20 protein-coding genes are annotated in these 24,555 nt (G+C 52.2%); 9 read left to right on the forward strand and 11 right to left on the reverse strand.

What is annotated here, in order from left to right; all coding sequences use genetic code 11:
* Positions 1-133: 133 nt before the first annotated feature.
* Positions 134-832 carry a DNA polymerase III subunit delta gene (gene holA / locus ACO1NT_RS12720; protein WP_449049017.1) on the forward strand — a complete coding sequence of 233 codons (699 nt, stop codon included), beginning with the start codon at positions 134-136 and terminating at the stop codon, positions 830-832.
* Between the two features lie 8 nt (positions 833-840).
* Complete coding sequence (locus ACO1NT_RS12725; RefSeq protein ID WP_449049018.1) at positions 841-1,401, forward strand: hypothetical protein; 561 nt, start codon at positions 841-843, stop codon at positions 1,399-1,401.
* Positions 1,402-1,424: 23 nt separating this feature from the next.
* Here the strand turns inward: ACO1NT_RS12725 and ACO1NT_RS12730 are convergent, their stop codons facing one another.
* From ACO1NT_RS12730 to rsmI, 3 genes are all read right to left on the reverse strand, one after another.
* Positions 1,425-3,047 (reverse strand): ABC-F family ATP-binding cassette domain-containing protein, encoded by a 1,623-nt coding sequence (locus ACO1NT_RS12730; RefSeq protein WP_449049020.1) that lies wholly within the window; start codon positions 3,045-3,047, stop codon positions 1,425-1,427.
* A gap of 55 nt (positions 3,048-3,102) precedes the next feature.
* A complete protein-coding gene (locus ACO1NT_RS12735; RefSeq protein WP_449049021.1) occupies positions 3,103-4,110 on the reverse strand; it encodes a LacI family DNA-binding transcriptional regulator in 1,008 nt (335 codons plus the stop codon).
* Positions 4,111-4,175: 65 nt separating this feature from the next.
* Positions 4,176-4,841 carry a 16S rRNA (cytidine(1402)-2'-O)-methyltransferase gene (gene rsmI, locus ACO1NT_RS12740; RefSeq protein ID WP_449049022.1) on the reverse strand — a complete coding sequence of 222 codons (666 nt, stop codon included), beginning with the start codon at positions 4,839-4,841 and terminating at the stop codon, positions 4,176-4,178.
* A 36-nt stretch (positions 4,842-4,877) separates the two neighbouring features.
* Here rsmI and serS point away from each other — a divergent pair, with 36 nt between their 5' ends.
* Positions 4,878-6,149: a serine--tRNA ligase gene (gene serS, locus ACO1NT_RS12745; protein ID WP_449049023.1), complete on the forward strand. Its 1,272-nt coding sequence runs from the start codon at positions 4,878-4,880 to the stop codon at positions 6,147-6,149.
* Here the strand turns inward: serS and ACO1NT_RS12750 are convergent.
* Complete coding sequence (locus tag ACO1NT_RS12750) at positions 6,146-6,520, reverse strand: helix-turn-helix domain-containing protein (protein ID WP_449049024.1); 375 nt, start codon at positions 6,518-6,520, stop codon at positions 6,146-6,148. The two genes, serS and ACO1NT_RS12750, sit on opposite strands and share 4 nt — an antisense overlap.
* Positions 6,521-7,052: 532 nt before the next feature.
* On the opposite strand from ACO1NT_RS12750, the gene ACO1NT_RS12755 reads away from it, so the two are divergent.
* Genes ACO1NT_RS12755 through ACO1NT_RS12765 form a run of 3 tightly spaced genes read left to right on the forward strand, consistent with a single transcriptional unit; the run spans position 7,053 to position 12,727 of the window.
* Positions 7,053-10,196, forward strand: a complete 3,144-nt coding sequence (locus tag ACO1NT_RS12755) for a SusC/RagA family TonB-linked outer membrane protein (RefSeq protein ID WP_449049025.1) — start codon at positions 7,053-7,055, stop codon at positions 10,194-10,196.
* A gap of 47 nt (positions 10,197-10,243) precedes the next feature.
* On the forward strand, positions 10,244-11,821 hold the full coding sequence (locus tag ACO1NT_RS12760) for a SusD/RagB family nutrient-binding outer membrane lipoprotein (RefSeq protein WP_449049027.1): 1,578 nt from the start codon (positions 10,244-10,246) through the stop codon (positions 11,819-11,821).
* A gap of 60 nt (positions 11,822-11,881) precedes the next feature.
* The gene (locus ACO1NT_RS12765; RefSeq protein WP_449049028.1) at positions 11,882-12,727 is read left to right on the forward strand and encodes a DUF1735 domain-containing protein; all 846 of its coding nucleotides are present in this window, start codon (positions 11,882-11,884) and stop codon (positions 12,725-12,727) included.
* 620 nt (positions 12,728-13,347) lie between these two features.
* Here ACO1NT_RS12765 and ACO1NT_RS12770 read toward each other — a convergent pair.
* The 4 genes from ACO1NT_RS12770 to ACO1NT_RS12785 form a co-directional block, all read right to left on the reverse strand.
* Positions 13,348-14,052, reverse strand: a complete 705-nt coding sequence (locus ACO1NT_RS12770; RefSeq protein WP_449049029.1) for a class I SAM-dependent methyltransferase — start codon at positions 14,050-14,052, stop codon at positions 13,348-13,350.
* 8 nt (positions 14,053-14,060) lie between these two features.
* Positions 14,061-15,224 (reverse strand): nicotinate phosphoribosyltransferase, encoded by a 1,164-nt coding sequence (gene pncB / locus ACO1NT_RS12775; protein WP_449049030.1) that lies wholly within the window; start codon positions 15,222-15,224, stop codon positions 14,061-14,063.
* A gap of 81 nt (positions 15,225-15,305) precedes the next feature.
* On the reverse strand, positions 15,306-16,061 hold the full coding sequence (locus ACO1NT_RS12780; RefSeq protein ID WP_449049031.1) for an SGNH/GDSL hydrolase family protein: 756 nt from the start codon (positions 16,059-16,061) through the stop codon (positions 15,306-15,308).
* Positions 16,062-16,184: 123 nt separating this feature from the next.
* Complete coding sequence (locus ACO1NT_RS12785) at positions 16,185-17,579, reverse strand: DUF6600 domain-containing protein (RefSeq protein ID WP_449049032.1); 1,395 nt, start codon at positions 17,577-17,579, stop codon at positions 16,185-16,187.
* Between the two features lie 201 nt (positions 17,580-17,780).
* On the opposite strand from ACO1NT_RS12785, the gene ACO1NT_RS12790 reads away from it, so the two are divergent.
* From ACO1NT_RS12790 to ACO1NT_RS12800, 3 genes are read left to right on the forward strand one after another with little or no spacing between them, the layout of a single operon-like run.
* Positions 17,781-18,545, forward strand: coding sequence for an MlaE family ABC transporter permease (locus ACO1NT_RS12790; RefSeq protein ID WP_449049033.1), 765 nt, complete (start codon positions 17,781-17,783; stop codon positions 18,543-18,545).
* A complete protein-coding gene (locus ACO1NT_RS12795) occupies positions 18,545-19,318 on the forward strand; it encodes an ABC transporter ATP-binding protein (protein WP_449049034.1) in 774 nt (257 codons plus the stop codon). The genes ACO1NT_RS12790 and ACO1NT_RS12795 overlap by 1 nt, the downstream gene beginning before the upstream one ends.
* A 2-nt stretch (positions 19,319-19,320) precedes the next feature.
* Positions 19,321-20,316, forward strand: a complete 996-nt coding sequence (locus ACO1NT_RS12800; protein WP_449049035.1) for an MlaD family protein — start codon at positions 19,321-19,323, stop codon at positions 20,314-20,316.
* A gap of 18 nt (positions 20,317-20,334) precedes the next feature.
* On the opposite strand, the gene mtaB is transcribed toward ACO1NT_RS12800, so the two are convergent.
* From mtaB to ACO1NT_RS12815, 3 genes are all read right to left on the reverse strand, one after another.
* Positions 20,335-21,666, reverse strand: coding sequence for a tRNA (N(6)-L-threonylcarbamoyladenosine(37)-C(2))-methylthiotransferase MtaB (gene mtaB / locus ACO1NT_RS12805; protein ID WP_449049036.1), 1,332 nt, complete (start codon positions 21,664-21,666; stop codon positions 20,335-20,337).
* A gap of 36 nt (positions 21,667-21,702) precedes the next feature.
* Positions 21,703-24,330, reverse strand: coding sequence for a valine--tRNA ligase (locus tag ACO1NT_RS12810; protein WP_449049038.1), 2,628 nt, complete (start codon positions 24,328-24,330; stop codon positions 21,703-21,705).
* Positions 24,302-24,555 (reverse strand): hypothetical protein (locus ACO1NT_RS12815; protein ID WP_449049037.1); only part of this gene is annotated, 254 nt, incomplete at its 5' end. The genes ACO1NT_RS12815 and ACO1NT_RS12810, both read right to left, overlap by 29 nt.

Below are 24,555 nucleotides of genomic sequence, written 5' to 3' on the forward strand. Positions count from 1 at the left end.
CACGACGTCCTGCAGCCACTGGCCATTCGGCCCGCCCGGCTCCAGACCCATCTCCTCGTACTGGGCCTGCAGCCACTCCAGCGTCATCCGCTCGCCCTCGGTGCCGGGATAGCGCCCCTCCCTCGAAAACCCAATGCGGAGCACGGTACTCGTACTGGCTTACAAACATGGCAAATTCGATAAGCGGCGCAAGGTCTATAAAGTGGCCCAGAAGGCCGGGATGGTGCTCGAATCGCCGAAGTTATACGACGATAAGATCGCCCCATGGATCAATACCTTCTTGAAGGATCGGGGTTGGCGCATCCATCCGCAGGCAGCTGCCATGATGGCCGAATACCTTGGTGCGGACCTATCCAAGGTGGTCAACGAGCTCGAAAAGCTTATGCTCAATGTACGCAAGGAGCAGGAAATTTCCGTCCAGGACATCGAACGTAATATCGGCATCAGTAAAGACTTCAACGTTTTCGAGCTCACCACCGCGTTGGCAAAGCGCGATGCGGCCAAGGCTTTCCGCATTGTCGATTACTTTGCCGCCAATCCGCGCAGCAATCCGATGCCGGTGGTACTGGGTGCCATGGGCGGCTATTTTACCAAAGTACTGAAGTACCATTACCTCACGGACAAGTCGCCCCAAGCCCTATCGCGTGAGCTGGGAGTACATCCATTTTTCACGCGGGAGTACGACATCGCGGCGCGGACCTTCAATAGGCGGAAAACATTCGATATCATGGCCCATTTGCGTGCATGCGATTTGAAATCGAAGGGGTTGAATGCGGTGAATGCCGAGCCGGGCGATTTACTGAAGGAACTGGTTTATAAAATACTCTATTGACAAAGCGAATGATGAATAAATATACGCTGATACTTGTTTTTCTGATGTGCAGCACCGTCATTTCCGTCCATGCACAACGTAGGGGCACGTATACACTCCTGCAGGCGGGAGGCATCTTCGGTATGGCCACTTCGGCCGAGCAGCCGGTGATGCATGGCTACCAGTTCCAATTTGCATTCGGCCGTAATTTCTACGACCGCATGTATCTTGGTCTGGGTATTGGCAACGATGTGTATCGCGGCCGCGCTACGTTGGCCAATGGCAGCCGCTCTACCCGCCGTGTGAATACATTGCCCATATTTGCCGATTTCAGGGTCCCTGTTGCACCGGTTTCCGTACTCGGGAGGCTCGGCCTGCTGGCCAATGCGGGCTACGCACCCAGCATCGGCGCCGATTTCTTCAAGGGGTTCGTGGGCAAGGCGGGTATCACGTATGGCCACATGCTGGTGGGCGGCTCAGACCTGTTGTTTAGCACGGGGTATGGGTTCCAGCAATTCGATTCCCGCTATTCGGGCAGTAGTTTCTACCAGCACAGCATCTTTTTAACGATAGGCTTGTTCGTACATTGAGGAAATTTTGAGTCCTACCTCACCTAAGCATACATTGTTTCCCGCTGCTCCTTTACCGCCTCGCTGTTGATGTAATCGTCGTAGCTCATCAGTTTGTCGATGATGCCGTTTGGTGTCAGCTCGATGATGCGGTTGGCCACCGTCTGCGTCAGCTCATGGTCGCGCGAGGTGAACAGGATGCTGCCACGGAAATCGACCATGCCGTTGTTGAGCGCGGTGATCGACTCCAGGTCCAAGTGGTTCGTTGGTTCGTCGAATAAGAGCATGTTGGCCTGTTGCAGCATCATCCTTGAAAACATACAGCGCATTTTTTCACCACCGGACAATACGGAACATTTCTTCAGCACCTCTTCGCCCGAAAATAGCATCTTACCCAGGAAACCACGGATGAACTGCTCGTCTTTCTCCCCGGAGGAGTACTCACGAAGCCAGTCGATGAGATTTTCGGTTTTGCCTTCGAAATAAGGCGTGTTGTCCATCGGAATGTCAGCAATGCTGATGGTGACACCCCATTTGAAGCCGCCAGCATAATCGTTGTCGCGACCCGCCAGGATATCGTAAAAAGCCGTGGTGGCCAGGCTGTTTTGCGATAATACCGCGATTTTATCACCCTTGTTCACCATGAAGTTCACGTCGCTGAACAAGGTTTCGCCATTGAGTGTTTTGCCGAGGTGTTCCACCTGTAGGATCTGGTCGCCCGCTTCCCGTGCCATCGTGTTGAACATGATGGCCGGATATTTCCGGTTGGAGGGCTTGATCTCTTCCAGGTTGATCTTTTCGAGGGCTTTCTTCCGGCTGGTAGCCTGTTTCGACTTGGATGCGTTGGCACTGAAACGGCGGATGAATTCCTGGAGTTCCTTTACCTTATCTTCCATCTTCTTGTTCTGGTCGGCCCGCTGCTTCAGCGCGAGCTGGCTCGATTCATACCAAAAAGTATAGTTACCCGTATAGATGGTCATTTTGCCGAAGTCGATATCAACCACGTGCGTACATACCGAATCGAGGAAGTGGCGGTCGTGCGACACGACCAACACGATGGCCTCATAACTGGCCAGGAAATCCTCCAGCCATGCAATGGTATGTATGTCGAGGTCGTTGGTTGGTTCGTCGAGCAGCAGGATGTCGGGGCTGCCGAAGAGTGCCTGTGCCAACAGCACGCGCACCTTCTGGTTACCATCCAGTTCCTTTACCAATTTATAATGCAGGCTTTCGTCGATGCCCAGGTTGCTAAGTAATGTCGCGGCATCACTTTCGGCATTCCAGCCGTCCATCTCTGCAAATTTGGCTTCCAGCTCGCCGGCACGTTCGCCGTCGGCATCCGAAAAGTCTTCCTTGCTGTAGATGGCATCCTTTTCTTTCATGATGTCATACAGTTCCTGGTGGCCCATCATCACCGTCTCAATCACCGGGAACTCGTCAAATGCATAGTGGTCCTGCTTGAGGACAGCCATCCGCTCACCCGGCGTGAAGCTTACCGAACCGGTGGTCGGGTCAACGTCGCCCGAGATGATTTTGAGGAAAGTGGATTTGCCGGCCCCGTTGGCTCCGATGATGCCATAACAGTTGCCTGGTGTGAACTTGAGGTTGACGTCTTCAAACAAAACCCGCTTGCCATAACGGAGCGAAAGATTGGATACATTAATCATGGCCGCAAAGGTACGGTTTTAAACGGGAAATAGCGAGCGATGATTGGGGCCGTGCTTACCACGCGATAAGTTCGGTTTCCAGCACGGTATTTTCAAAATGGTGCGTGGGATACCTGCTTTCGATGAGCTGTATGAGCATTTCCATGGCTACGCGGCCCATTTCAAACGCCGGCTGGCGAACGCAGGTGAAACCCGGGCGGAAAAGATCCAGTACATCTGAGTTGGAGAAGCCGGCGATGGCGGGATGTGTTTCTCGGGGCGCCAGTTTGTTGTAGGCACTCAGGCAACCCAAGCTCAGGCGGTCACTTGCCACGAAGATGGCATCCGGTACCTCATCGAGGTCGAGGAAATACCGTACCGCATCTTCGACCTCCTGTTGTATGCGCCCGCCGTGGCGGCAGTAGCGGATTAGGGATTCATCCCATTCCACACCGTTGCTTTCCAGCACCTCCCGGTATCCCTCCAGCCGTTCGGCGGTAATGGAAAGGTGCGGTGCGTTGGCCAAGTGGGCTATTTTCCTGAAACCTCGGTTAATGAGCGATTGCGTGGCCTTTTGCGCGCCCATCCGGTTGTTGGATGTAACCGTATGGGTGTCGAATGCGTCGATAATTCGGTCAAAAAAGACGATGGGCAAGCCATGCTCGTGCAACTTGATGATGTGGGAGAAATCTTTCGTTTCCGCCGACATCGAGATCAATAGACCATCCACCGCACGGTTGGCTAGGTGTTGGATGTTCACGACCTCCCGTTCGTAGGCGTCGTGGCTCTGTGCAATGATTACGTGGTAGCCTTTGCCGTAAGCCACCGACTCGATGCCGTCTATGGCTTGGGAGAAGAAACTGTTGGCCACCTCGCAAACCACTACCCCGATGGAGTAGCTGCGTCCGTGCCGGAGGCTGGATGCGATGGGGTTGCGGCGGTAGTTGTGCCGCTCGGCGTAATCCACTACGCGTTTCTTGGTTTCTGCATTGATTTCGTAGCTGTCGCTGAGTGCACGCGATACCGTGGATGGCGATATGTCCAGCGCCTGAGCGATGTCTTTGATGGTGATGGGCTTAAACACGTACGGTATCTCGTTTATAACCTGAGTCGAAAATAATCATCGAACTCAGGTTTATACAAACCTAGCTAAAGTTGGGGGGATATGCAAACGACAAACTCCCCCTTGGGTGCATGCGTATCGAAATGCCGCTTGAGTTCGGCCAGGGTCCCCCGCACGGTTTCTTCGTATACCTTACTGATCTCGCGCGATACGGATGCGGGGCGGTCCTCACCGAACACCGCGATAAATTCTGCCAGTGTTTTGAGCAGGCGGTGGGGCGACTCGTAAAAGACCAATGTGCGCGGTTCGGCAGCGAGGGATTTCAGCCGGGTTTGCCGCCCTTTCTTTACCGGGAGGAACCCCTCGAAGCAGAAGCGGTCGCACGGGAGGCCCGAGGCAACCAGCGCCGGGACAAAGGCGGTGGCGCCCGGGAGGCATTGCACCACCATGCCGTGTTTGATGGCCTCCCGCACCAGCAGGAAGCCTGGGTCGGAAATCGCCGGCGTGCCGGCATCGGATATCAGCGCTATCGTTTTACCCGCTTGGAGGAAACGGATGATTTCGGCCACCGCTTTATGTTCGTTGTGTTGGTGGTGGGCAAACATCTTGCCGGCGACACCGAAATGCTTAAGCAGCGGCGCACTCGTACGTGTATCCTCAGCGAGGATCAGATCGGCTTCTTTGAGTATGCGGACGGCACGGAAGGTCATATCTTCGAGGTTGCCGATAGGGGTGGGGACGAGGTAAAGCATTTTTATTATTTTTGCCGCTACAAAATAAAGAAATATATGTTGCAAGTTAATTATATCCGTGAAAACCGCGATCAGGTGATTGAACGATTGGCCGTACGGAACTTCCCGGGGTTGGAATTGGTGGATGAAGTGATTGCGTTGGATGAACGCCGGAGGCAGGTGCAGACCGAATCAGATGCCGTCGCTGCGGCCGCGAATGCCGCCGCACGCCAGATCGGCGAGTTGATGCGCCAGGGCAAACGCGACGAGGCAAATGCCGCGAAGGCGCAATCGGGCGGATACAAGGAGCAGCAGAAGAAATTTGCCGAAGAGCTATCCGCTATTGAAGCCCGCCTATATGAGAAACTGGTACTTATACCCAACCTGCCACACTCCTCCGTGCCGAAGGGCACCGGCGCCGACGACAACGAGGTGGTGCTGGAGTATGGCCAGCGGCCCGAACTCCCGAAGCAGGCTTTGCCCCACTGGGAACTGGCTGCCAAATACGATATCATCGACTTCGAACTGGGTACTAAAATAACCGGTGCCGGATTCCCCGTATATAAAGGCAAAGGAGCGCGGTTGCAGCGAGCCATGATCAACTTCTTCCTCGATCAGGCCGAAAAAGCCGGTTACAAAGAGGTGCAGCCGCCGATATTGATCAACGAAGCATCGGGCTTTGGCACCGGCCAGCTTCCCGATAAGGAGGGGCAGATGTACCATGTAGGTGTCGATGACCTGTACCTCATCCCCACGGCAGAAGTACCCGTTACCAACCTATACCGCGATACCATCGTGCAGGAGCGCGATTTCCCCATCAAGCACACAGCCTATACGCCTTGTTTCCGCCGGGAGGCCGGCTCGTACGGGGCCCACGTGCGGGGGCTCAACCGTTTGCACCAGTTCGACAAAGTGGAAGTCGTGCAACTGGTCCATCCCGACAAATCTTACGATGTGCTTGAGGAAATGAGCCTATACGTGCAGTCGTTATTGCAGGCACTCGAACTACCCTACCGTGTGTTGCGGCTCTGTGGCGGCGACATGGGCTTCACATCGGCGCTCACCTACGATATGGAAGTGTGGAGTGCCGCCCAACAGCGTTGGCTGGAGGTGTCTTCCGTATCCAATTTCGAGACCTACCAGGCCAACCGGCTCAAGGTGCGGTTCAAGACAGACGGGGGGAAAATGCAGCTGGCACACACGCTCAATGGCAGTGCGTTGGCATTGCCGCGGATTCTGGCTTCCATTCTAGAGAATAACCAAACCGGCAACGGTATAAAGGTGCCCGCCGTGCTGGTACCCTATGCCGGTTTTGAGTGGGTGGATTAGGTTAGCTCGAACCCGTATCGTTTGCCCGACTCTTCAACTTCTTCAATAAAGGAAGGAAGGTTGTCGAGCTTTTCTTTGTCTTTCGTCGTTATCCGGATATTGATGGTAATGCCTTCGGTGAGATTGGTTTGCTGCTCGTCGGAGGCAGGGGGTGCGCTGTTGTCGGCGAACTTTTCGTAGGCGATCGAGGTGAAATCCAACCCCGAGGCCTCCTTCAGGCGCTGGAGGAATTCAAGGTCGAATTTCTTGCGTAGGTTGATTTGGCTGATGGCTTGCCGGGATACATTCATTTTCCGGGCCACGGCGGAACTGTTAATCCCTTTTTCTTTCATTGTTTCCTTGATGATCTCGCCCAACGTCTTTTTTACCATGATCTTATTAGCATTTACCTAGCGCTCATAAGACGCCACAAATACCGCAAATGTTGCACGTAAATTTTATTTTAACATAATTTTGTTTTTGTCAATTATTAATTTACTTTTGTCGTAGAATTGTTACTAACGAATCAATTAACGCCTGTATTGGCGAAACGAACGGGAACTAATCAAGCTTAACGAGTTAACATATCGAAAGCTGTTATCGCGCATAATAAACAAACAAAACACATACGCACGCATTTTTAACGCAAATTTTCGCAAACACACACAAATTTATTAAACACATTTACTAGCACACTAGATTATTAAGCAATGATGTCGGTTAGTCCATCGATATCATAAACTAACTTTTAAACGGATAGGCAAGTTATCGCTTGTTTAAGGTTGTTGTTTTGGGGTTTTATATCCTATCCTATTGTGGGTAAACCCCTTGGTTACCGGCTGGTTAACAGCATAGCTGCCTACATTGAAAGCATCCGGATTTCCGGAAAATACTCAATTAATTAATTAACCAAATTCAAAACACATGAAACAAAAACTACTAAGTTTCGTCGTGCTCTGTGCCTTATCGGTTGGTATATCCAATGCGCAAACCAGGGTGGTCAGCGGGAAGGTAACCGCCGCTGATAACGGATCGCCTTTGTCGGGAGTTTCTATCACGGTCGTCGGTTCGACGATTGCTACAAGTACGGATGACGATGGTAATTATGCAATCACCGTTCCGTCCAACTTCGACGAAGTTCGATTCCTTTACCTGGGGTATGAAACCCAACAGCATTCCATTGCAAATTATGCCCAACGTGGCAATATGCTGAATATCTCAATGGAACCTGTTAGCACAAGCTTGGATGAAGTTGTGGTAACCGGTGTCGGTTTGACCGTAAAGCAACGTCAGTTAGGTAATGCGGCAACAACCGTTTCCAGCCAACAGGTTACACAGGGAAAAGGGGGTAGTATCGGTTCTGCCCTTTCCGGCAAGGTTGCCGGTCTGCAGGTCAATGCCGTCAGCGGCGGTATTAATCCAAATTACCGGTTGGTGCTGCGGGGACAGCGTTCGTTAACAGGTAACAACCAGGCACTTTTAGTATTGGATAATATAATTGTACCTAACTCCTTATTGGGTAACCTGAATCCCGAAGATATCGAGAGTATTCAGGTATTGAACGGTGCCGGTGCTGCAGCCCTTTACGGGTCTGATGCATCTAACGGCGCATTGATCATTACGACCAAGAAAGGTAAAGCGGGACAGACATTTATTAAATTGTCCCATACCACTACGGTGGAAGAGGTTAGTTATTATCCGCAATTGCAGACCCGTTTTGGCTCGGGAACCACACCCGATGCGGTTAAGACCTATACTCCATACGAAAACCAGCAATATGGACCCGAGTTTGATGGCTCTATGGTGGAAATAGGGAAACCGTTGGAGGACGGGTCCATTCAGACAATACCTTATTCGCCAACGAATGCCCGCCATGATTTCTGGGAAACGGGACTTACAAATCAAACGGATTTGTCATTGAGTTCCGGTGATGAGAAGTCGACCTACTACTTGGCGGGTCAGTTTTACGACCAGAAATCGACCGTACCGCAAGACCGCTACAAAAGAGCCCAGCTCCGTGTGAATGGGACACGGAAAGTTTATGAAAATTTCGATGTTGAATATACAGCCAATTACATTTACAATTGGTACGACCGGACGACCGATGCGGCCAATATGTATACCAACATACTCATGAACCCTTCCCACATCCCGTTGACGAAGTATAAAGATTGGGAAAATGATCCTTATGCGAATCCAAATGGATATTACAACGAGTATTACGACAATCCTTACTTCACCCTGGATAATTCCCGGTCGTTGGCTGTCAATGAATATTTGCAAGGGAACGCACAGTTGCGCTGGCGGCCTGTTGAGGGCCTGAGTTTAACCTATCGGATCGGAATTAGCTCACGTAATTACCGCGATAAGGCGCGAACGGGTAAGTTTACATTCTCCGACTATACGAAAAGCATCTCCGGAAGTTCCAAAACCGATATCGCTGGGAATGTCAGCGATACCCAGAACTGGTATTTCCAATTAAACTCGGATGTTGTGGCGACTTATAGCAAAGAGTTTACCCCCGATTTTACGTTCGAAGCCACGTTGGGTGCGAGTCTTAGGGATAATAACAACAAGTTTGTGGGCGTAAGCGCCAATGGTCTGGTTGTCGATGAATTGTATAACATTGCCAATTCGCAGAACAATCCCGGTGCGGGCGAGTCGAATTTCCGCGCGCGGCAGATCGGTGTTTTCGGTGATTTGCGTTTGGGTTTCAGGAATTACTTATTTGCTCACGTCACGGGCCGTAACGATTGGCGGTCTATTTTGGCCCGGGGTAACCGTTCCTTCTTTTATCCTTCTGTGGATATGTCATTCATTGTCACGGATGCCGTGCCCTCACTGAAGGATCTTCCTTGGTTGGAATACTTGAAACTACGTGCGGGATATGCCTATGTGGGGAATGTAAACTTGGGTAATGTGGTCACCAATTTGGGAGCCTATTCGTTGTTCCCCACCTTCAGCCAGGCAAATGGTTATCCATATGGTGGTACTGCCGGCTTCTCATTGGATGGTAGGCTTGTTTCGGCTAATATCAATCCGGAAATCACAAAGGGACCGGAAGTGGGCTTGGATTTTGATTTGTTGAATGGCGATATCAGTGGCGGGATTACGTATTACAAAACGAATACGGTTGACCAGACCATCGGTGTGAGTGTATCAACATCAACCGGTTTCAGTTCGTTGTTGACGAACGTAGGGGAAGTACTCAACGAAGGTGTCGAAACCTATTTGCGTGTAACACCCCTCCGGAACTTCGACGGGCTTACCGTTACCGTAGGGGCCAACTATTCACATAACCGTAATGAGGTGTTGTCGCTTTCTGACGAGTCAGATGAGCTTCAGTTCCTGCAAAGCGGGGGCGGACTTGTCGTGGCCGAGAAAGGGCAACCATTCCCGCTGTTGAAAACCACGCGCTACACCCGCGACCCGCAAGGGCGCATCATTGTGGATCCCAATAGTGGTTTCCCCTCAACGGATGGATCTTACCATGTGCTGGGTACATCAAACCCCCCACACATATTGGGTACGGATTTGGAAGTACGTTGGAAAGGTTTCCGGTTGACCTCTTTGTTCGAATACCGTACTGGTCATTATTTTTACAATGGTGTTACTACCGCATTCGATTTCTCGGGGGCAGGTATCCGGACGGCATGGTACAACAGGGAACGTTTCGTTATCCCTAATTCTTCCTATTTGGATCCGGAAACCGGCCAATATGTTGCTAATACAAACATTACCACCCGATCGGGCGGTGCGGATTTTTGGACCGACGGTACCAGAAACAGGGATATCGGTGAGAACTATGCGCATTCAGGGGCCTTTTGGAAATGGCGGGAAGCGACCCTGTCGTACGACATACCGGCCCATATTTTCAATGGGTACATCAAGGGAGCAACGGTTAGCGTCCAGGGACGGAACCTGTTTATCTGGGTTCCGAAAACGAACCTTTATACCGATCCTGAGTATAGCCAGGCCGGCGCAGCGAGTAACGCTATCGGTATTGCTAATGTCTCTATTACGCCTCCTGCCCGGTATTTTGGAGGCACGGTTCTGCTGACGTTCTGATGAATTGTAAAAGCAATTATTATTAACAGGTTAGAAATAATTTTCGAATGAAAAAGATAAGTTTAAAAATTGCTGCGGTTGCCTTGGTAATTTCCACGGTATCCTGCGAGAAATATCTCGACATAAACGAGAATCCGAACTCAGCTACCGAAGTGCAGGCAGACCTAATCCTGCCTACCGCAATTGTAGGTTCGGCTGCACAGTCAGCCGCGTATAACACCTATGGTGGGTCATTGGTGGGCTATATCGCAAATGCGGGCGGGTTTTCTGGGTTTGGCTCTTTGCTCAATTATAATTTCACACCCGATGATCTTACGAATTGGGCAGGTACATATGACAATCTAAATGATTATAAATATGTGATTGATCGGACGGAAGGGGACGATCAGCTGTCGTATTTAAATGCGGCCGCAAAAATCATGACGGCTTATATGTATCAGTTGGTCGTAGATGCCCATGGAGATGTGCCTTACACTGAAGCACTCCAGGGGACCGACAACCTGACACCCAAATACGATAGTGCGCCTGAGATTTATCAGAATCTGGTAGCCAAATTAAATGAAGCGATTTCGATTATCGATAACGCTGAATTCCCTCTGTCGCTCAATTCTTCCTCTGATCCGCTGTTTGGTGGCGATATGGATTTATGGAAGCAGTTTGCCAATACTGTCAAATTGCGGATGCTCGTTCGGGTGTCGGGAGTTTCATCCCTCCAGGATTTCGTTACCTCGGAGTTCAATTCGATTGATGAGTCCATCGGCTTTCTGGAAGAGGATGCAATTGTTAATCCCGGTTACGTGTTAGATAGGCCTAACCCTACTTGGTCCAGATGGGGGTATACGACCACGGGTAATGTGGCGAATACATCGCGCGTGCCAACGTTTTATGTTTACGGCTATTACGACGGTAATAAACTCAACGACCCCGGTCGGGGTGGTTTGATATTTAACGATTTCGGTAATAGCGAGCGGCCGACTCCATTGAACCAATTGGGCGTGGAACAAGGGAACCCACCTATCCGCCCTAATTATTCACCTTGGTATACAGGCGTTCGGGAAAGCGCGTCAAGTATTACAAACGCATTGGGCGTAGTTAAAGGACCCAGTCAGGGACAACCGGTGTTACTGGCGGCCGAATCCTATTTTCTCCAGGCCGAAGCACAGTTTAGGGGTTATATTTCGGGCGATGCAAAGGAGAGTTTCGAATCGGGCATTGCGGCTTCCTTTATCTACCTGAATAAGGATGTCAATGGCGAGGCCGATGAGGATGCTGCGCTGGAGGACGTAGGCACTTATTTGGCGGATAACAGCTCAAGCAAACTAGTGAATTTCGATCTGGCCGTGTCGGATGAAGAAAAACTGGAAGCCATCGTTACCCAAAAGTACATCGCGCTGAACATGGTCCATGGGCATGAGGCTTGGAATGACTATCGGCGGACAGGCTATCCCAGAACAAATCCGAATGCGGACAAATACAATAATTTTGCCTCCACAACATCCAATGCCACCCGTCCAGATGAGTTGCCGACGATGTTGTTATATCCGCAATCTGAGTATGCATACAATCCGACGAATGTGAAAACAGTGAATCATTTTACGGATTTGATTTTTTGGGCGAAACAATAATTTAGCGAAGCGATTCATTGTTGCTAAACGCAAGAGAAGCAAATCATTAATTAGAATACGATGAAAAAGATAACCAATATACTAGCAGTTATTGTCTTTATGGGGGTATTCAGTTCCTGCCTGAAAGACGATAAATATGCACTGGATCCTTCGGGAAGCCACAATGTTGTGGAGTTTTTAAATTTAACTGTTCCAATATCGGCATACAATGACAAATATGTGGAATACATCCCGCTTACACTCGAAAACGTCCCCGAATCAGAGTTCACCGCGGGGGTCAATTATGCCGGCCCCGAAAACGTAGCGCCACAAGATATCGTCGTGGAATTAGCGGCAGCACCGGCGGCAGCTGAGGAGGCGGGTTATGATCCGCTAGACGCATCACTTTACGAATTGCCCACATCTGTCACGATAAAGAAAGGAACGAAATCAGCAACATTTCAGATTAAAGTAAGACCGAGTTCTTTCAATGGCGATTTAAGCAACGCTTTAGGGATTTCGATTACTTCCACATCATACGGCGTTATAAGCGGAAACGTTGGAACTGTGATTTTCAGTCTGCCGGTTAAAAACATTTATGACGGTGTATACCGTTATCAAACCTCTTCAAATACGGCGCTCATCCCAAATCAAGATGTCGAAGTGGAATTAAGGACAATAAGTTCTACGAGAAGTAGATTGGCCCCAGGGTTGCTGGGATATTACAGTAATCAAGTAGATTATATTGTTGATCCGGAAACAAACTTGGTTACCGTCGAAATGACGACTCTATTGCCAATAGCTACTTCTCCGGAAAGTAAATACGATCCAGAAACGAAAACGTTCACATTAAGATGGACATCTAATGGGGGTGCACGGCTTTTTGAAGAAACGTTGACATACATTGGGCCAAGAGGAGGGGAGTAGGTTTGGGGTGCTACCTGCTTCATAGAATGAAGCAGGTAGCTTATTTTATCACACATAATCACACATATTATTATGAAAAAGTATTTAGTACTGGCGGGAATAATAATGGTATGTAGGGGTTCTTGTTTCCGGACACCACGTGTTCCACGGAGAAATTGTAACTGACCATGGTCACTTTTGGTTTACTGACGGGACGGCCATTTTAAATTAATAGTCGTTTTACACGTTTGGAAAGATGACGTAGATAGGTCAGCGTGCCGTATCAGACGTTGATATTTAGCGTTCAAGGTTGACTGTTTAGGTTGCCAATGTAGTTCGCGAAAATAGTTTAGTAAAACGGAAAATTAATTAAACTAAGCGGTTTCCCAGAATTGTTCCGCTTCTTTTCATGTGTTTGTGAACCCAAAACAATTCTATCGCTAAAAAAGGGGCTCCCAGCCCCTTTTTTTATAGTGTCCACAGATAAATAAAAAGGCACGAAGTTCTTCGGTTTCGGCCTAATAAGTAAATGCTTATACGCGGCAGGTATTTACAAGTACTCCGGGCGTAATTACTTCCACGACAGAATCAAGCGCAAGTGCGGTGGAAGTATTTACAAACGCTGCATAACAAAGTGGTTTCTACGAACCTTCTATCAGTTCCATCCGCACCAAGTACTGGTCGTGCCCATCCTCATACAAAACCTGCACCACCCAGCCGAAGGGCTGCACGATACCGATGAGGGTTTCTTGGTCGATGAACAGCCAATCAAACGGTGCGCTCCGCTTACCTTTGTAGGCATACTGATACCGGATTTCGCCATAATAGCCCGCGGGCTTATCCACGGTGCCGTCGACATACAGGTAAGCAATATCCGACGAGTCGAAAAGGAGCTGTCCACCCGGGTTTAGCAAGGTCTTGCAATGCTTGAGTAATGCGGTCAGCCCATCGATGCTACCGGCTACCCCGATGCCATTCATCAGGAAGAGAAGTGTGTCGTAACGGTCCCCTCCATATGCGAAAATGTCAGCCGAAATCACCTGTTTGACACCGCGCGCGCGCATCACTTCGCAGGCCAGGGGCGAGCGTTCCAGCGCGGTGACGTCCATCCCCCGTTTTTGTAGGAACAACGCATGGCTGCCCGCACCTGCGCCCACGTCGAGCACACGCCCATCGCACAAGGCCAATGCAATATGTTCCAGCTCCGGGAAATCGATCGGCTGCCTGAAAAATTCCGCGACGGGCATCTCTTCCACGCCACCGAAGCTGGTGTGGGTGAGCAGCGGGTCGCCGCGGTGTCCCTGTAAATAGTCATGTAGGGCATGGCCCAGCACATCGAGCGCCATCGTTTTGCTTAAGGAATGTCAAGGATTTGTTTAGCCAATGTGATCATCCCCGCCTCACCCGTATGCTTGCCCGGCTCATCGGAGAGTTTGATAACCGGCGTCCAGTGGGCCTCCTCGGGGTAAGCTTCGGTCATTTTGATCACGATGTTCATCGGGGGCAGGCCCACGTCATTGGTGAAATTGGTGCCGATGCCGAACGATATCCCAATACGGCCGCGGCAATGTAGGGCAATGCGCGTCACCTTGTCCGCATCGAGTCCGTCTGAGAAGATGATGGTTTTCGAGTGTGGGTCGATACCATGTTGCCGATAGTGGGCAATCGTCTTGTCGGCAAAGGCCAGCGGGTCGCCGCTGTCGTGCCGTACGCCGTCGAATAGCTTGGTGAGCTTCTTGTCGAATTGCGTAAAGAAGACATCGGTGGTGTAGGTGTCGGATAGGGCAATCCCGAGGTCGCCACGGTATACGTCCGACCAGTGTTCAAGGCCGAGCAGGTTAGCCATCTTGAACCCGTATTTGGCCGCGTGGAACATGAACCACTCGTGCGCATGCGTGCCGATCGGCTTCGTTTGGCTGAGCATGGCCATGTGCACGTTGCTCGTGCCAATGAAGGTACCCTCACCCGCGGTACGGAGTGCCTGTACCACCAATCGATGCACCGCATAGGAGTGGCGGCGACGGGTGCCGAACTCCGCGATGGTCACCCCCAACTGCCCGTATCGTTCGATTTTCTGCGTGGCGGTGGCGATGACCTGCTCGTCCGGTTGCCGCACCTGGTCCGTAAGCAGGTAGTAAAGCTCGCATATCAACGACATGATAGGCACCTCCCACAGGATGGTCCGGTACCAGTAACCTTCAATGGCTACCGTGAGCTCGCCACCGTGTTGCTCGATATGCACCTCCGTGGGGTCGTAGCGATACCCCTGCAGAAAATCGAAATACGTGGGGTCGATATAGGGACAGGTGGTGGCAAAGTAGCTTTTCTCCCGGTCGGTAAGCCGCAACTTGGCCAAATCGGCGATCGCCGCCTGCAATGCCATTGCAAATCCCGGTGGGAATACATGTTGGCCGCGATTGATGAAACGGTACCTCGCCCGCGCCTTGGGGAAAAGCTTCATCACCGCATGCTGCATGGTGAACTTATAAAAATCGTTATCCAGTAGCGAATTGATCATCTCGAGGCCTTTTGCACGTTGCTTTTTGCTTTTTGCAATTCGTAGTTATCCCAACCCGTAGTGCCCGCATGCAATCCGCTACTATTTCACCGCTTGCAGCCATGCTTCTGCCATCAATTGCGATCCCGCCAACGTGGTATGCACGCCATCACCGGTCCAATAGGAAGCAGGTGCTTTTTTGGAGGCCTCATCGAATACCTGTTGGTAAGGGATGAACACCGCATGGTACTCATCGGCTATTTCGCGGGCCGCGGCGCGGTATTCGTCGAACGCCGGGAACCAGTCGTCGGTAACCGCTTTCACATGATTCACGGCAAATGGCTCGCCAATGATGAGTTTTACCTGGGGAAGTGCCTTCATCGTACGGTCAAGCAGCTTCCGATAATCGTCGCGGTACACTTGGATGGTGCCATCATAATTGCCCGACAAGGTGTGCCAGTAATCATTGACGCCAATGAGGATGCTCAGGATATTGGGTTTTATGGCGATACAGTCTTCCTCCCAACGGGCGGCCAACTGGTGCACCTTATTGCCGCTGATGCCCTTGTTGTAAACGGCGGGCTGTTTGGCTGCATGCGCATGCAACAGGCCAGCCGCTGCCAGTAGGGCATAGCCGTGGCCTAATGCCCCGCTGTTATTGGGCGACATGCTTTTCTTATCCCTGCCGGCATCGGTAATCGAGTCGCCCTGGAATAGGATGACATTGTTTTCAGCGATCCGGATTTTCGGCGCTGCCCCGCTCGGGGCGATGGCCGCTTGTACGATTTCGGGGAGGCTGATGGCCAGCGCTGCACCCGTCAAGGTGGTTCCTAAGAATTTTCTTCTACTATTATCCATGGTTGTTATTTGGCTCTGATAGCTTCAAAGGTAGAAATTTATATTAATAAAAATAGCCCACCTCCGTTTAATTGCGAGATGGGCTATCGTTTCTTTGGCGGATATGGTCAATCCGGTGTTGCGTTACCCACGCCCCCGGCCCGAGGAACTTTTCCGCTCGGTAGACCTGCCACGTGTCGCGCTACTACGGCTGTCGTTTGAGCGACTGCTCGTCGACACCTTCGGGCGTGAGGAAGATTGGCTCTTCACCGTAGTGCCGCGGCTCGGGCGACTGGCCTGTTGCGAAGACCTGTTGCTGCGCGCCGGCGTGGCGCGTTGTGTGTGCGTAGACGATCGACTACTTTGGCCCACCGTAGGCCTGCTGGCTTGGTGTACCGTAGGTCTCGAGCTCCGCTGTACGCTGGATGTCGACCGGCTTTGGCGCGTTGGCCTTTCGGCACGGTTCGTGGAGCTGCGAGACGTGTTGCCGGTGCTGCGTACCGAGTTTGTCCTCGGCTCCGTGGCACGTGTACGTTCCGTGGCACGTGTACGTTCCGTGGCACGTGTACGTGTTGCTGGTGCAGCTGCTTCACGTGTCCGGCTATTGCCTTGGGTACGCACCGCTTCGCGGTTGCCCGTCGCACGGGTCGCGGCCTTCGTGTCGCGGCTGCTGGCCGAACGGACATTGCGGCTATCGGAGTTCCGTGTCGTCGTGCCACGTGCAGGAGCCGCCGTGTTCCGGCTGTTTGCTGCACGCACCCTCGACGCGTCAGCGACCCGCGATGGGCGTGCCGACGAGCGGCTGCCGCGGTCTACCTCCGGGCGGTAAAGGCTTACCGACCGGTTGTTTACCGACGCCCGCCCCGGACGGGATGGACGGCTGATTTCACGTACCGCCACCCGGCGGCCGGTAGCGCGTTCAAGTTCGCTCCGACGCGGACCGCTCACATACGTACGGTTGTTGTAGACGTATGTGTTGTTGATGATGGTCGTCGTATTGTATATCCGTACCCGATTGCGGTAGGGTACATAGTAACTGTACAGCCGCGGACTGCATACATAGCGTTGCGGCACGAATACCCAATGATGGCGTGGTATGCCGAAATGCACGCTGATGCTCATGCTAGGACCCAACGGTGCCCAACCGTAGTAGCCGCCGCCGCTCCGCCAGCTTACCCAAGCCGGTCCCCACTCGTAGCCCGGAACCCAAGCCCAGCCGTAATAATCGGTATATATCCAGCGGCCGTAGTGGAACGGAGCCCATCCCCACTCGTAATTGGACACCCAGGTGTTTCCATAGTTGGTCATCACCCAATGGCCATTCGTGGCGTAGGGCTGGAAACCTTCATCGGCGTACGGAAGCCATACATATCCATATTCAGGGTCATCTACCCATTCGCCGTAAGGTGCCAATTCGTCGTAAAATAATTGGAACGAAACGCTCATACCAGGTTGGGCTTTTACGGTATTCGTTGCCACGATCGCCATAAAGGCGAGGGCGGCTAGTAGCGTAAGTCCGGTCTTCTTTATCGTTTTCATGACCTGCTGATTTAAAGGTGCAACTTCTTGTTTGTTCTGGTGGTATGACTGTACCTGCACCCCGATGGTTTAATCGGCTGCCTCAAGCCATCCAAAATGAGGGTTACGGGCATATCGAACAATTTCCCAAAATATACGTTTATATTGGGTGATTAACGGCTTTTTTAGCTAAATTTGCCGCCTTAACTGCGAAATCTACGGATGGTAAAAAAGAAGATACTGCGTACACTCGTCGAATTAGCCAATATTCATCGCTTTGTGATGCGTTTCTTCCGGGAGGTGTTCCGGCCACCTTATGAATTTAAGGAAATCGTCCGGCAGTGTTATGAAATCGGCTGGAAATCGCTGCCCCTGATTTCGCTTACCGGTTTTATTACCGGCATCGTATTCACCAACCAATCGCGCCCCTCGCTGGCCGAATTCGGCGCCACCTCGTGGCTGCCGGCCTTGATATCCATCGCCATCATCCGGGCACTTGCCCCGCTGGTTACGGCACTGATTGCCTCGGGCAAAGTCGGTTCGCAGATCGGTGCCGAACTGGGTTCCATGAAAGTGACCGAACAGATAGACGCCATGGAGGTCTCGGGTACCAACCCCTTTAAATTCCTAGTGGTGAGCCGTGTATTGGCGACTACCATCGGCATACCCATCCTGTCGTGCTACACCGCCGCCGTGGGCCTGCTGGGAGTCTTCCTCAGTGTCAACCAAGTGGAAAACACGAGCTTCAGGGTGTATTTCGACCAAGTGTTCGATGCGGTTACGTTCCTGGATGTGTTTTCACTGGTGCTGAAAGCCATTGTGTTCGGCTTTACCATCGGCATCGTGGGCTGCTATCAGGGCTACCATTCATCCAAAGGGACCGAAGGCGTGGGGCGTGCGGCCAACTGGGCCGTGGTCATGTCGATGTTCCTGGTGTTCATTGAAGAAATACTCATCGTACAGATCATCCAAGCCATGCGCGCGTAATGTTAAAGACCGGCGGACATATCGACTACGACAAGCGGGTGATCACCGTGCGGAACGTGAGCAAATCATTCGGCGAACTGGATGTGCTGCGCGGTGTAGACCTCGATCTTTTTAAAGGGGAGAACCTGGTGGTTTTGGGAAGGTCGGGTACCGGTAAGTCGGTACTGATCAAGTTGATATCCGGTTTACTTAAACCCGATAGGGGTACCATCGAAGTGCTGGGTGAACAGGTGGATGAACTTGGCGATAAAGAACTACAGCAGCTGCGGCTCAAAATCGGCTTTTCTTTCCAGAACAGTGCGCTATACGATAGCATGACGGTGCGCGAGAACCTGGAGTTTCCGCTGGTGCGCAATAAGCGGCACCTATCGCGTAAGCAGATCAACCTCGAAGTGGAAGATGTGCTGGATGCGGTGGGCCTGCTGCATACGCTCAACCAAATGCCTTCGGAACTATCGGGTGGACAACGCAAACGCATCGGCATCGCCCGTACACTTATCCTGCGGCCGGAAATCATCATGTATGACGAACCGACGGCTGGCCTCGACCCGATTACCTGCATCGAGATCAATGGGCTCATCAATGAGGTGCAGGAAAAGTATAAGACCTCTTCGATTATTATCACACACGACCTGGCCTGTGCCAAAAGTGTCGGCGATCGCATTGTGATGCTGCTGGATGGGCGGTTTGAGCGCGAGGGGAGTTTCGACCAGATTTTTGATACAGACGACGGCCGCGTGAAGCCGTTTCATGACTACAACTTTATCCAGTAACTATGAGTGCTAGTGAAAATAAACGTTCAGTAATCGTCGGATTGTTTGTACTGATAGGTATCATCATCCTGGTGGCGGGCATCCTGGTGCTCGGCGGGCAACAGAACCGCTTCTCAAAGACGGTTACGGTAACGACGGTGTTTGATGATGTCAGTGGACTGAAGCCCGGCAACAACGTGTGGTTTTCGGGCGTGAAAATCGGGACCATTAAAGACATCCGGTTCAAAAACCTCCAAGACGTGGAGATATCGATGATCATCGAAGAGTCGTCGCGTGAGTATATCCGCAAGGATGCGGTGGCCGAAATCGGGTCGGAAAGCTTCATCGGTAACAAGCTGATTGTCATCAAAGGCGGTAGCAGCGACGTACCTGCCATCGAAGAGGGCGATGTGCTGCAGGCGGCCGAAGCCGGCGGCTTGGATGCCATGATGGCCACTTTACAGGTGAACAACGAAAACCTGGTGGAGATTACCCGCAATTTCGGCGAAATCAGTGCCCGCATCGCCCGTGGCGAAGGCACCATGGGCGCCGTGCTGACCGATTCGCTGATGGCTGTGCAGATTAAACAGATGATCAGCAACCTGAATCAAACGGCAGCCAATACGGCTAAGGCGTCAGGTGCGCTCAACCAACTCACCACCAAACTCAATGCCGAAGGGACACTGATCAACGACCTGCTTACGGATACGGTGGTCTACGCCAACCTTCGCGGCGCGGTCGCCGAACTGCAGGGCATTACCCAAACCGCATCGGCACTGGTGACCAACCTCAACCAAACCGCCGGTAAATTGGACGATAAGGACAACGCCGTCGGCGTGCTACTGAACGACCCCGAAGCGGCAGAAAACATCAAACAGACATTGATCAACCTTGAAGCAAGTACGGAAAAGCTGGACCAGAACATGGAGGCCTTACAGCATAACTTCCTGTTCCGCGGGTTTTTCAGGAAACAGGCAAAGCAAGCGAAGAAGGATTCGTTGGATGCCGCCAACCATTAAACATCAAGATAAGTTGGTTCAGGGCCAGCGTTCGTGCGTCAGTACTTCCGGCAATTCCTCGACATCCATTTCACCCTGCTCGGTGATGGCGGTAAATTTCACGGTGACGGTCTCGTTGACCAGTAGCGGATCGTAGGGGGTACGCACTTTCACGTAATTGCGGCTGAACCCGTGCATGTAACCGTCCTTGATGTCGCTTTCGAACAGCACGTCGCCTTCCTTACCCAGCTGCGTTTGGTAGAAGGCACGCCGTTTCTTTTCGGACAGGATGTGGAGCATCTTGCTGCGTTCGCCACGCTGTGCACCCGGCACAGCACCTTCCATCTGGGCGGCAATGGTGTTTTCGCGTTCGGAATAAGTAAATACGTGCAGGTACGAAATATCCAGCTCATTGAGGAACTGGTAGGTTTCCAGGAAGTCTTCGCGCGTTTCGCCGGGGAAACCGACAATCACGTCCACGCCAATGCAGCAATCGGGCATCAACGCTCTAATCCGCGCTACGCGGTCGGCATATAACTCACGCTTGTAACGCCGGCGCATCAATCCGAGTATCCGGTTCGAACCGGATTGCAGTGGGATGTGGAAGTGGGGTACGAACCGCTTGGATTGTGCCACAAAGGCGATGATCTCGTCCGTGAGCAGGTTGGGCTCGATGGAAGATATCCGGAAACGCGATACAGACGCTACGTCATCCAGCGCTTTGACCAAATCGATGAACCGGTCGGTGCGCTCACCGCTACGGATGCCGAAGTCGCCGATGTTCACACCCGTCAGCACAATCTCCTTGATGCCGGAGGCACCGATTTCTTCCGCCTGCCGTACAATATCGGAGATGGTGCCGCTACGGCTGGCGCCCCGCGCCAACGGGATGGTACAGAAGGTGCAGGAATAGTCGCAGCCGTCTTGTACCTTCAGGAACGTACGGGTACGGTCGCCCATGGAAAACGCAGGGATGAATACGTTGGTCTCTGCGATAGGTGCATTATATATAATAGGTTTAGTTGATTTCGTTAAATCATTGATATGTTCAATGATATTGAATTTCTCCGCAGCGCCTAATACCATATTCACACCGGGTATTTCGGTGATCTCGCGTGGTTTCAATTGTGCATAACACCCCACCACCACGATGTAGGCATGGGGTGAATGATTAAGGGCTTCGCGCACTACCTTCCGGCATTTCCGGTCGGCATTCTCCGTTACCGAGCAGGTGTTGATCACGTAGATGTCCGCAGGGTCGTGGAACGGTACGGGTGCATATCCCGCATCCTGGAAGATGCGGCCAATGGCCGATGTCTCCGAAAAATTCAGCTTACATCCCAGGGTATAAAACGCAACTCGTTTGCTCATATCAGACCGCCAAAGGTACGGAAAAACAGTGGATTACTAAAGGCTAGCCAAATTCTCCGCCAGCAGTTGCAACTTCGCCTCGGCATCGGCTTTCTTGTTGCGTTCGTTAGACACGATTTCCGGTTTCGCGTTCTGCACGAAACGCTCGTTGCCCAGCTTGGCGTTCACCGATTTCAGAAAACCGTTGAGGTAGGCAATCTCTTTGCTGATCCGTTCCTTTTCGGCTTCCACATCGATCTGTTCGACCATATCCACGAAACATTCATCCTTACCTACCAGAAAACTGGTTGAACCGGCCGGTTTCTCGGCGGTGAATTGGATGTCTGCCACGTTGGCCATTTTTTCCAATGCTTCGGTATAACGGGCATAGTCCACGCCAGACGTGGCGTGGATGGCCAGTGGCAGCGTGGTCTTGGGCGAAAGCTGTTTAGCATTGCGGAGGTTCCGTATTTCGGACACCACCTGCTGGATGACCGCAAAGTCGGCCAGCACCTGGCTGTCATACGAGGTGCTTTTGGGGTATTCCGCCACAATACAGCAGTCGCCCGCCTCTCGTTTGCCGAAGAGGTCGTCATGCCACAGCTCCTCGCTGATGAACGGCATGAAGGGATGGATGAGCTTCAATACCGATTCGAAGAAGCCTGAGGTGGCGTCGAGAGCTTCCTGCGCGATGGGCTGTTGGTAGGCCGGTTTCGCCAGTTCCAGGTACCACGAGCAGAAGTCGTCCCACACCAATTTGTAGGTGGCCATCAAGGCATCCGATATCCGGTAGCTGGCGAAGTGCCCTTCGATTTCGGCGAGGGCTTGGTTAAAGCGGTGGCCGAACCAAACGGCAGCTTCCCGTTGGGCGGAAGAAGCGGGCAAATCATTCACTTCCCAACCTTTCACCAACCGGAAGGCGTTCCAGATCTTATTAGCGAAATTACGGCCCTGCTCGCAGTAGGCCACATCGAACATCAGGTCGTTGCCGGCAGGCGAGGAGAGGAGCATACCCACGCGTACCCCATCCGTGCCGTATTGTTCCATCAGTTCGATGGGGTCGGGCGAGTTGCCGAGCGATTTGGACATCTTGCGGCCCAGTTTATCGCGCACGATACCGGTAAGGTATACGTTTTTGAACGGGGGCCTACCGCGGAACTCGTGGCCGAAGATGATCATGCGGGCCACCCAGAAAAACAGGATTTCGGGGGCCGTCACGAGATCGTTGGTGGGGTAGTAGTAACGGATATCTTCGTTGTCGGGGTGCCGTGTGCCATCAAATACCGACATGGGCCACAGGCCCGACGAGAACCAGGTATCCAGCACATCGTCTTCCTGCCGGATGCCTTCGGCGGTTTTGCCTTCGGCGGCAAACGCCGCAATCGCCTCTTCTTCCGTTTTGGCCACCACCCATTCGCCTTCGGCGTTGTACCATGCCGGTATGCGCTGGCCCCACCACAGTTGCCGGCTGATGGTCCAATCCTTGATGTTTTCCATCCAGTGGCGGTAGGTATTGACGAACTTGTCGGGGATGAGGTTCACATCACCGTTCAGCACATAATCGAGCGCTGGCTTGGCCAATTCCTGCATGCGGCAGAACCATTGCATGGAAAGCTTGGGCTCGATAGCGGCATCCGTCCGTTCGGAAAAGCCGACCTGTGACGTATAGGGCTCGGTTTTCTCCAACAAGCCCGCTTCATCGAGCAGCTTGGCAACGGCCTTGCGGGCTTTGAAACGGTCTTCGCCTACTAAAATCCCGGCTTTCTCGTTGAGCGTGCCATCGTCATTCAGGATGTCGATGACGTCAAGGTTATGTTTTTGCCCGAGTTCGTAGTCGTTCAGGTCGTGCGCCGGCGTCACCTTTAGGCAGCCTGTACCGAAGGCGATGTCTACGTATTCGTCCTCAATGATGGGTATCTCGCGGTTTACGAGCGGCACGATGGCGGTCTTACCCTTCAGGTGGGCCCAGCGTTCGTCGTTCGGGTTGATGCAGATGGCGCTGTCTGCCATGATGGTTTCGGGCCGTGTGGTGGCAATGGTGAGGTAGGCAGGCGCTTCGTCCGGTGCACCTTTCACCGCATACCGCACATAATAGAGCGTCTGGTTCACCTCGCGGCGGATCACTTCCTCGTCCGATACCGCGGTCCGCCCCTGCGGATCCCAGTTCACCATCCGCACACCCCGGTAGATATATCCTTTGCGGTACAGGCGGATAAACGTATCAATTACCGCATCGGAGAGGTCGGGGTCCATGGTAAACCGTGTTCGGTCCCAGTCGCACGAAGCACCCAGCTTTTCCAGTTGTTTCAGGATGATGCCGCCGTACTTCTCCTTCCATTCCCACGCATAGTCGAGGAATTGCTCGCGTGTGATGTCTTTCTTACTGATGCCGCGCTCTTTAAGCATGGCCACGACCTTCGCCTCGGTGGCGATGGACGCGTGGTCGGTGCCCGGTACCCAGCACGCGTTCTTGCCCTGCATGCGGGCACGGCGGATGAGCACGTCCTGTATGGTGTTGTTGAGCATGTGGCCCATGTGGAGTACGCCCGTTACGTTGGGTGGCGGCATCACGATGGTGTAGGGCTCCCGCTCGTCGGGTACCGACCGGAAAAAACCGTTTTCCATCCAATAGGAATACCACTTGTCTTCGGCCTCCCTAGGATTGTATGTCTTGGATATCTGCATGGAATTGTCTGCCATTAACGTGCTTGTTTAGGGGCGCAAAATTAGGGAAAGATACGTGGTAAAGCAAATCCGATAGCGCTACTTTATTGTTAATCAGCATAGGCTCGTTGTTATACAACGAAGGTTCTTTGTTAATCAACATAGGCTCGTTGTTATACAACGAAGGTTCTTTGTTAATCAACATAGGCTCGTTGTTATACAACGAAGGTTCTTTGTTAATCAACA

Source organism: Parapedobacter sp. (assembly GCF_053550995.1).

Coding starts and splice junctions, on each gene's coding strand:
- holA (WP_449049017.1), top strand. CDS start 134: ATGCGGAGCACGGTACTCGTACTGGCTTACAAACATGGCAAATTCGAT.
- ACO1NT_RS12725 (WP_449049018.1), top strand. CDS start 841: ATGATGAATAAATATACGCTGATACTTGTTTTTCTGATGTGCAGCACC.
- ACO1NT_RS12730 (WP_449049020.1), bottom strand. CDS start 3,047: ATGATTAATGTATCCAATCTTTCGCTCCGTTATGGCAAGCGGGTTTTG.
- rsmI (WP_449049022.1), bottom strand. CDS start 4,841: ATGCTTTACCTCGTCCCCACCCCTATCGGCAACCTCGAAGATATGACC.
- serS (WP_449049023.1), top strand. CDS start 4,878: ATGTTGCAAGTTAATTATATCCGTGAAAACCGCGATCAGGTGATTGAA.
- ACO1NT_RS12750 (WP_449049024.1), bottom strand. CDS start 6,520: ATGGTAAAAAAGACGTTGGGCGAGATCATCAAGGAAACAATGAAAGAA.
- ACO1NT_RS12755 (WP_449049025.1), top strand. CDS start 7,053: ATGAAACAAAAACTACTAAGTTTCGTCGTGCTCTGTGCCTTATCGGTT.
- ACO1NT_RS12760 (WP_449049027.1), top strand. CDS start 10,244: ATGAAAAAGATAAGTTTAAAAATTGCTGCGGTTGCCTTGGTAATTTCC.
- ACO1NT_RS12765 (WP_449049028.1), top strand. CDS start 11,882: ATGAAAAAGATAACCAATATACTAGCAGTTATTGTCTTTATGGGGGTA.
- ACO1NT_RS12770 (WP_449049029.1), bottom strand. CDS start 14,052: ATGGCGCTCGATGTGCTGGGCCATGCCCTACATGACTATTTACAGGGA.
- pncB (WP_449049030.1), bottom strand. CDS start 15,224: ATGATCAATTCGCTACTGGATAACGATTTTTATAAGTTCACCATGCAG.
- ACO1NT_RS12780 (WP_449049031.1), bottom strand. CDS start 16,061: ATGGATAATAGTAGAAGAAAATTCTTAGGAACCACCTTGACGGGTGCA.
- ACO1NT_RS12785 (WP_449049032.1), bottom strand. CDS start 17,579: ATGAAAACGATAAAGAAGACCGGACTTACGCTACTAGCCGCCCTCGCC.
- ACO1NT_RS12790 (WP_449049033.1), top strand. CDS start 17,781: ATGGTAAAAAAGAAGATACTGCGTACACTCGTCGAATTAGCCAATATT.
- ACO1NT_RS12795 (WP_449049034.1), top strand. CDS start 18,545: ATGTTAAAGACCGGCGGACATATCGACTACGACAAGCGGGTGATCACC.
- ACO1NT_RS12800 (WP_449049035.1), top strand. CDS start 19,321: ATGAGTGCTAGTGAAAATAAACGTTCAGTAATCGTCGGATTGTTTGTA.
- mtaB (WP_449049036.1), bottom strand. CDS start 21,666: ATGAGCAAACGAGTTGCGTTTTATACCCTGGGATGTAAGCTGAATTTT.
- ACO1NT_RS12810 (WP_449049038.1), bottom strand. CDS start 24,330: ATGCAGATATCCAAGACATACAATCCTAGGGAGGCCGAAGACAAGTGG.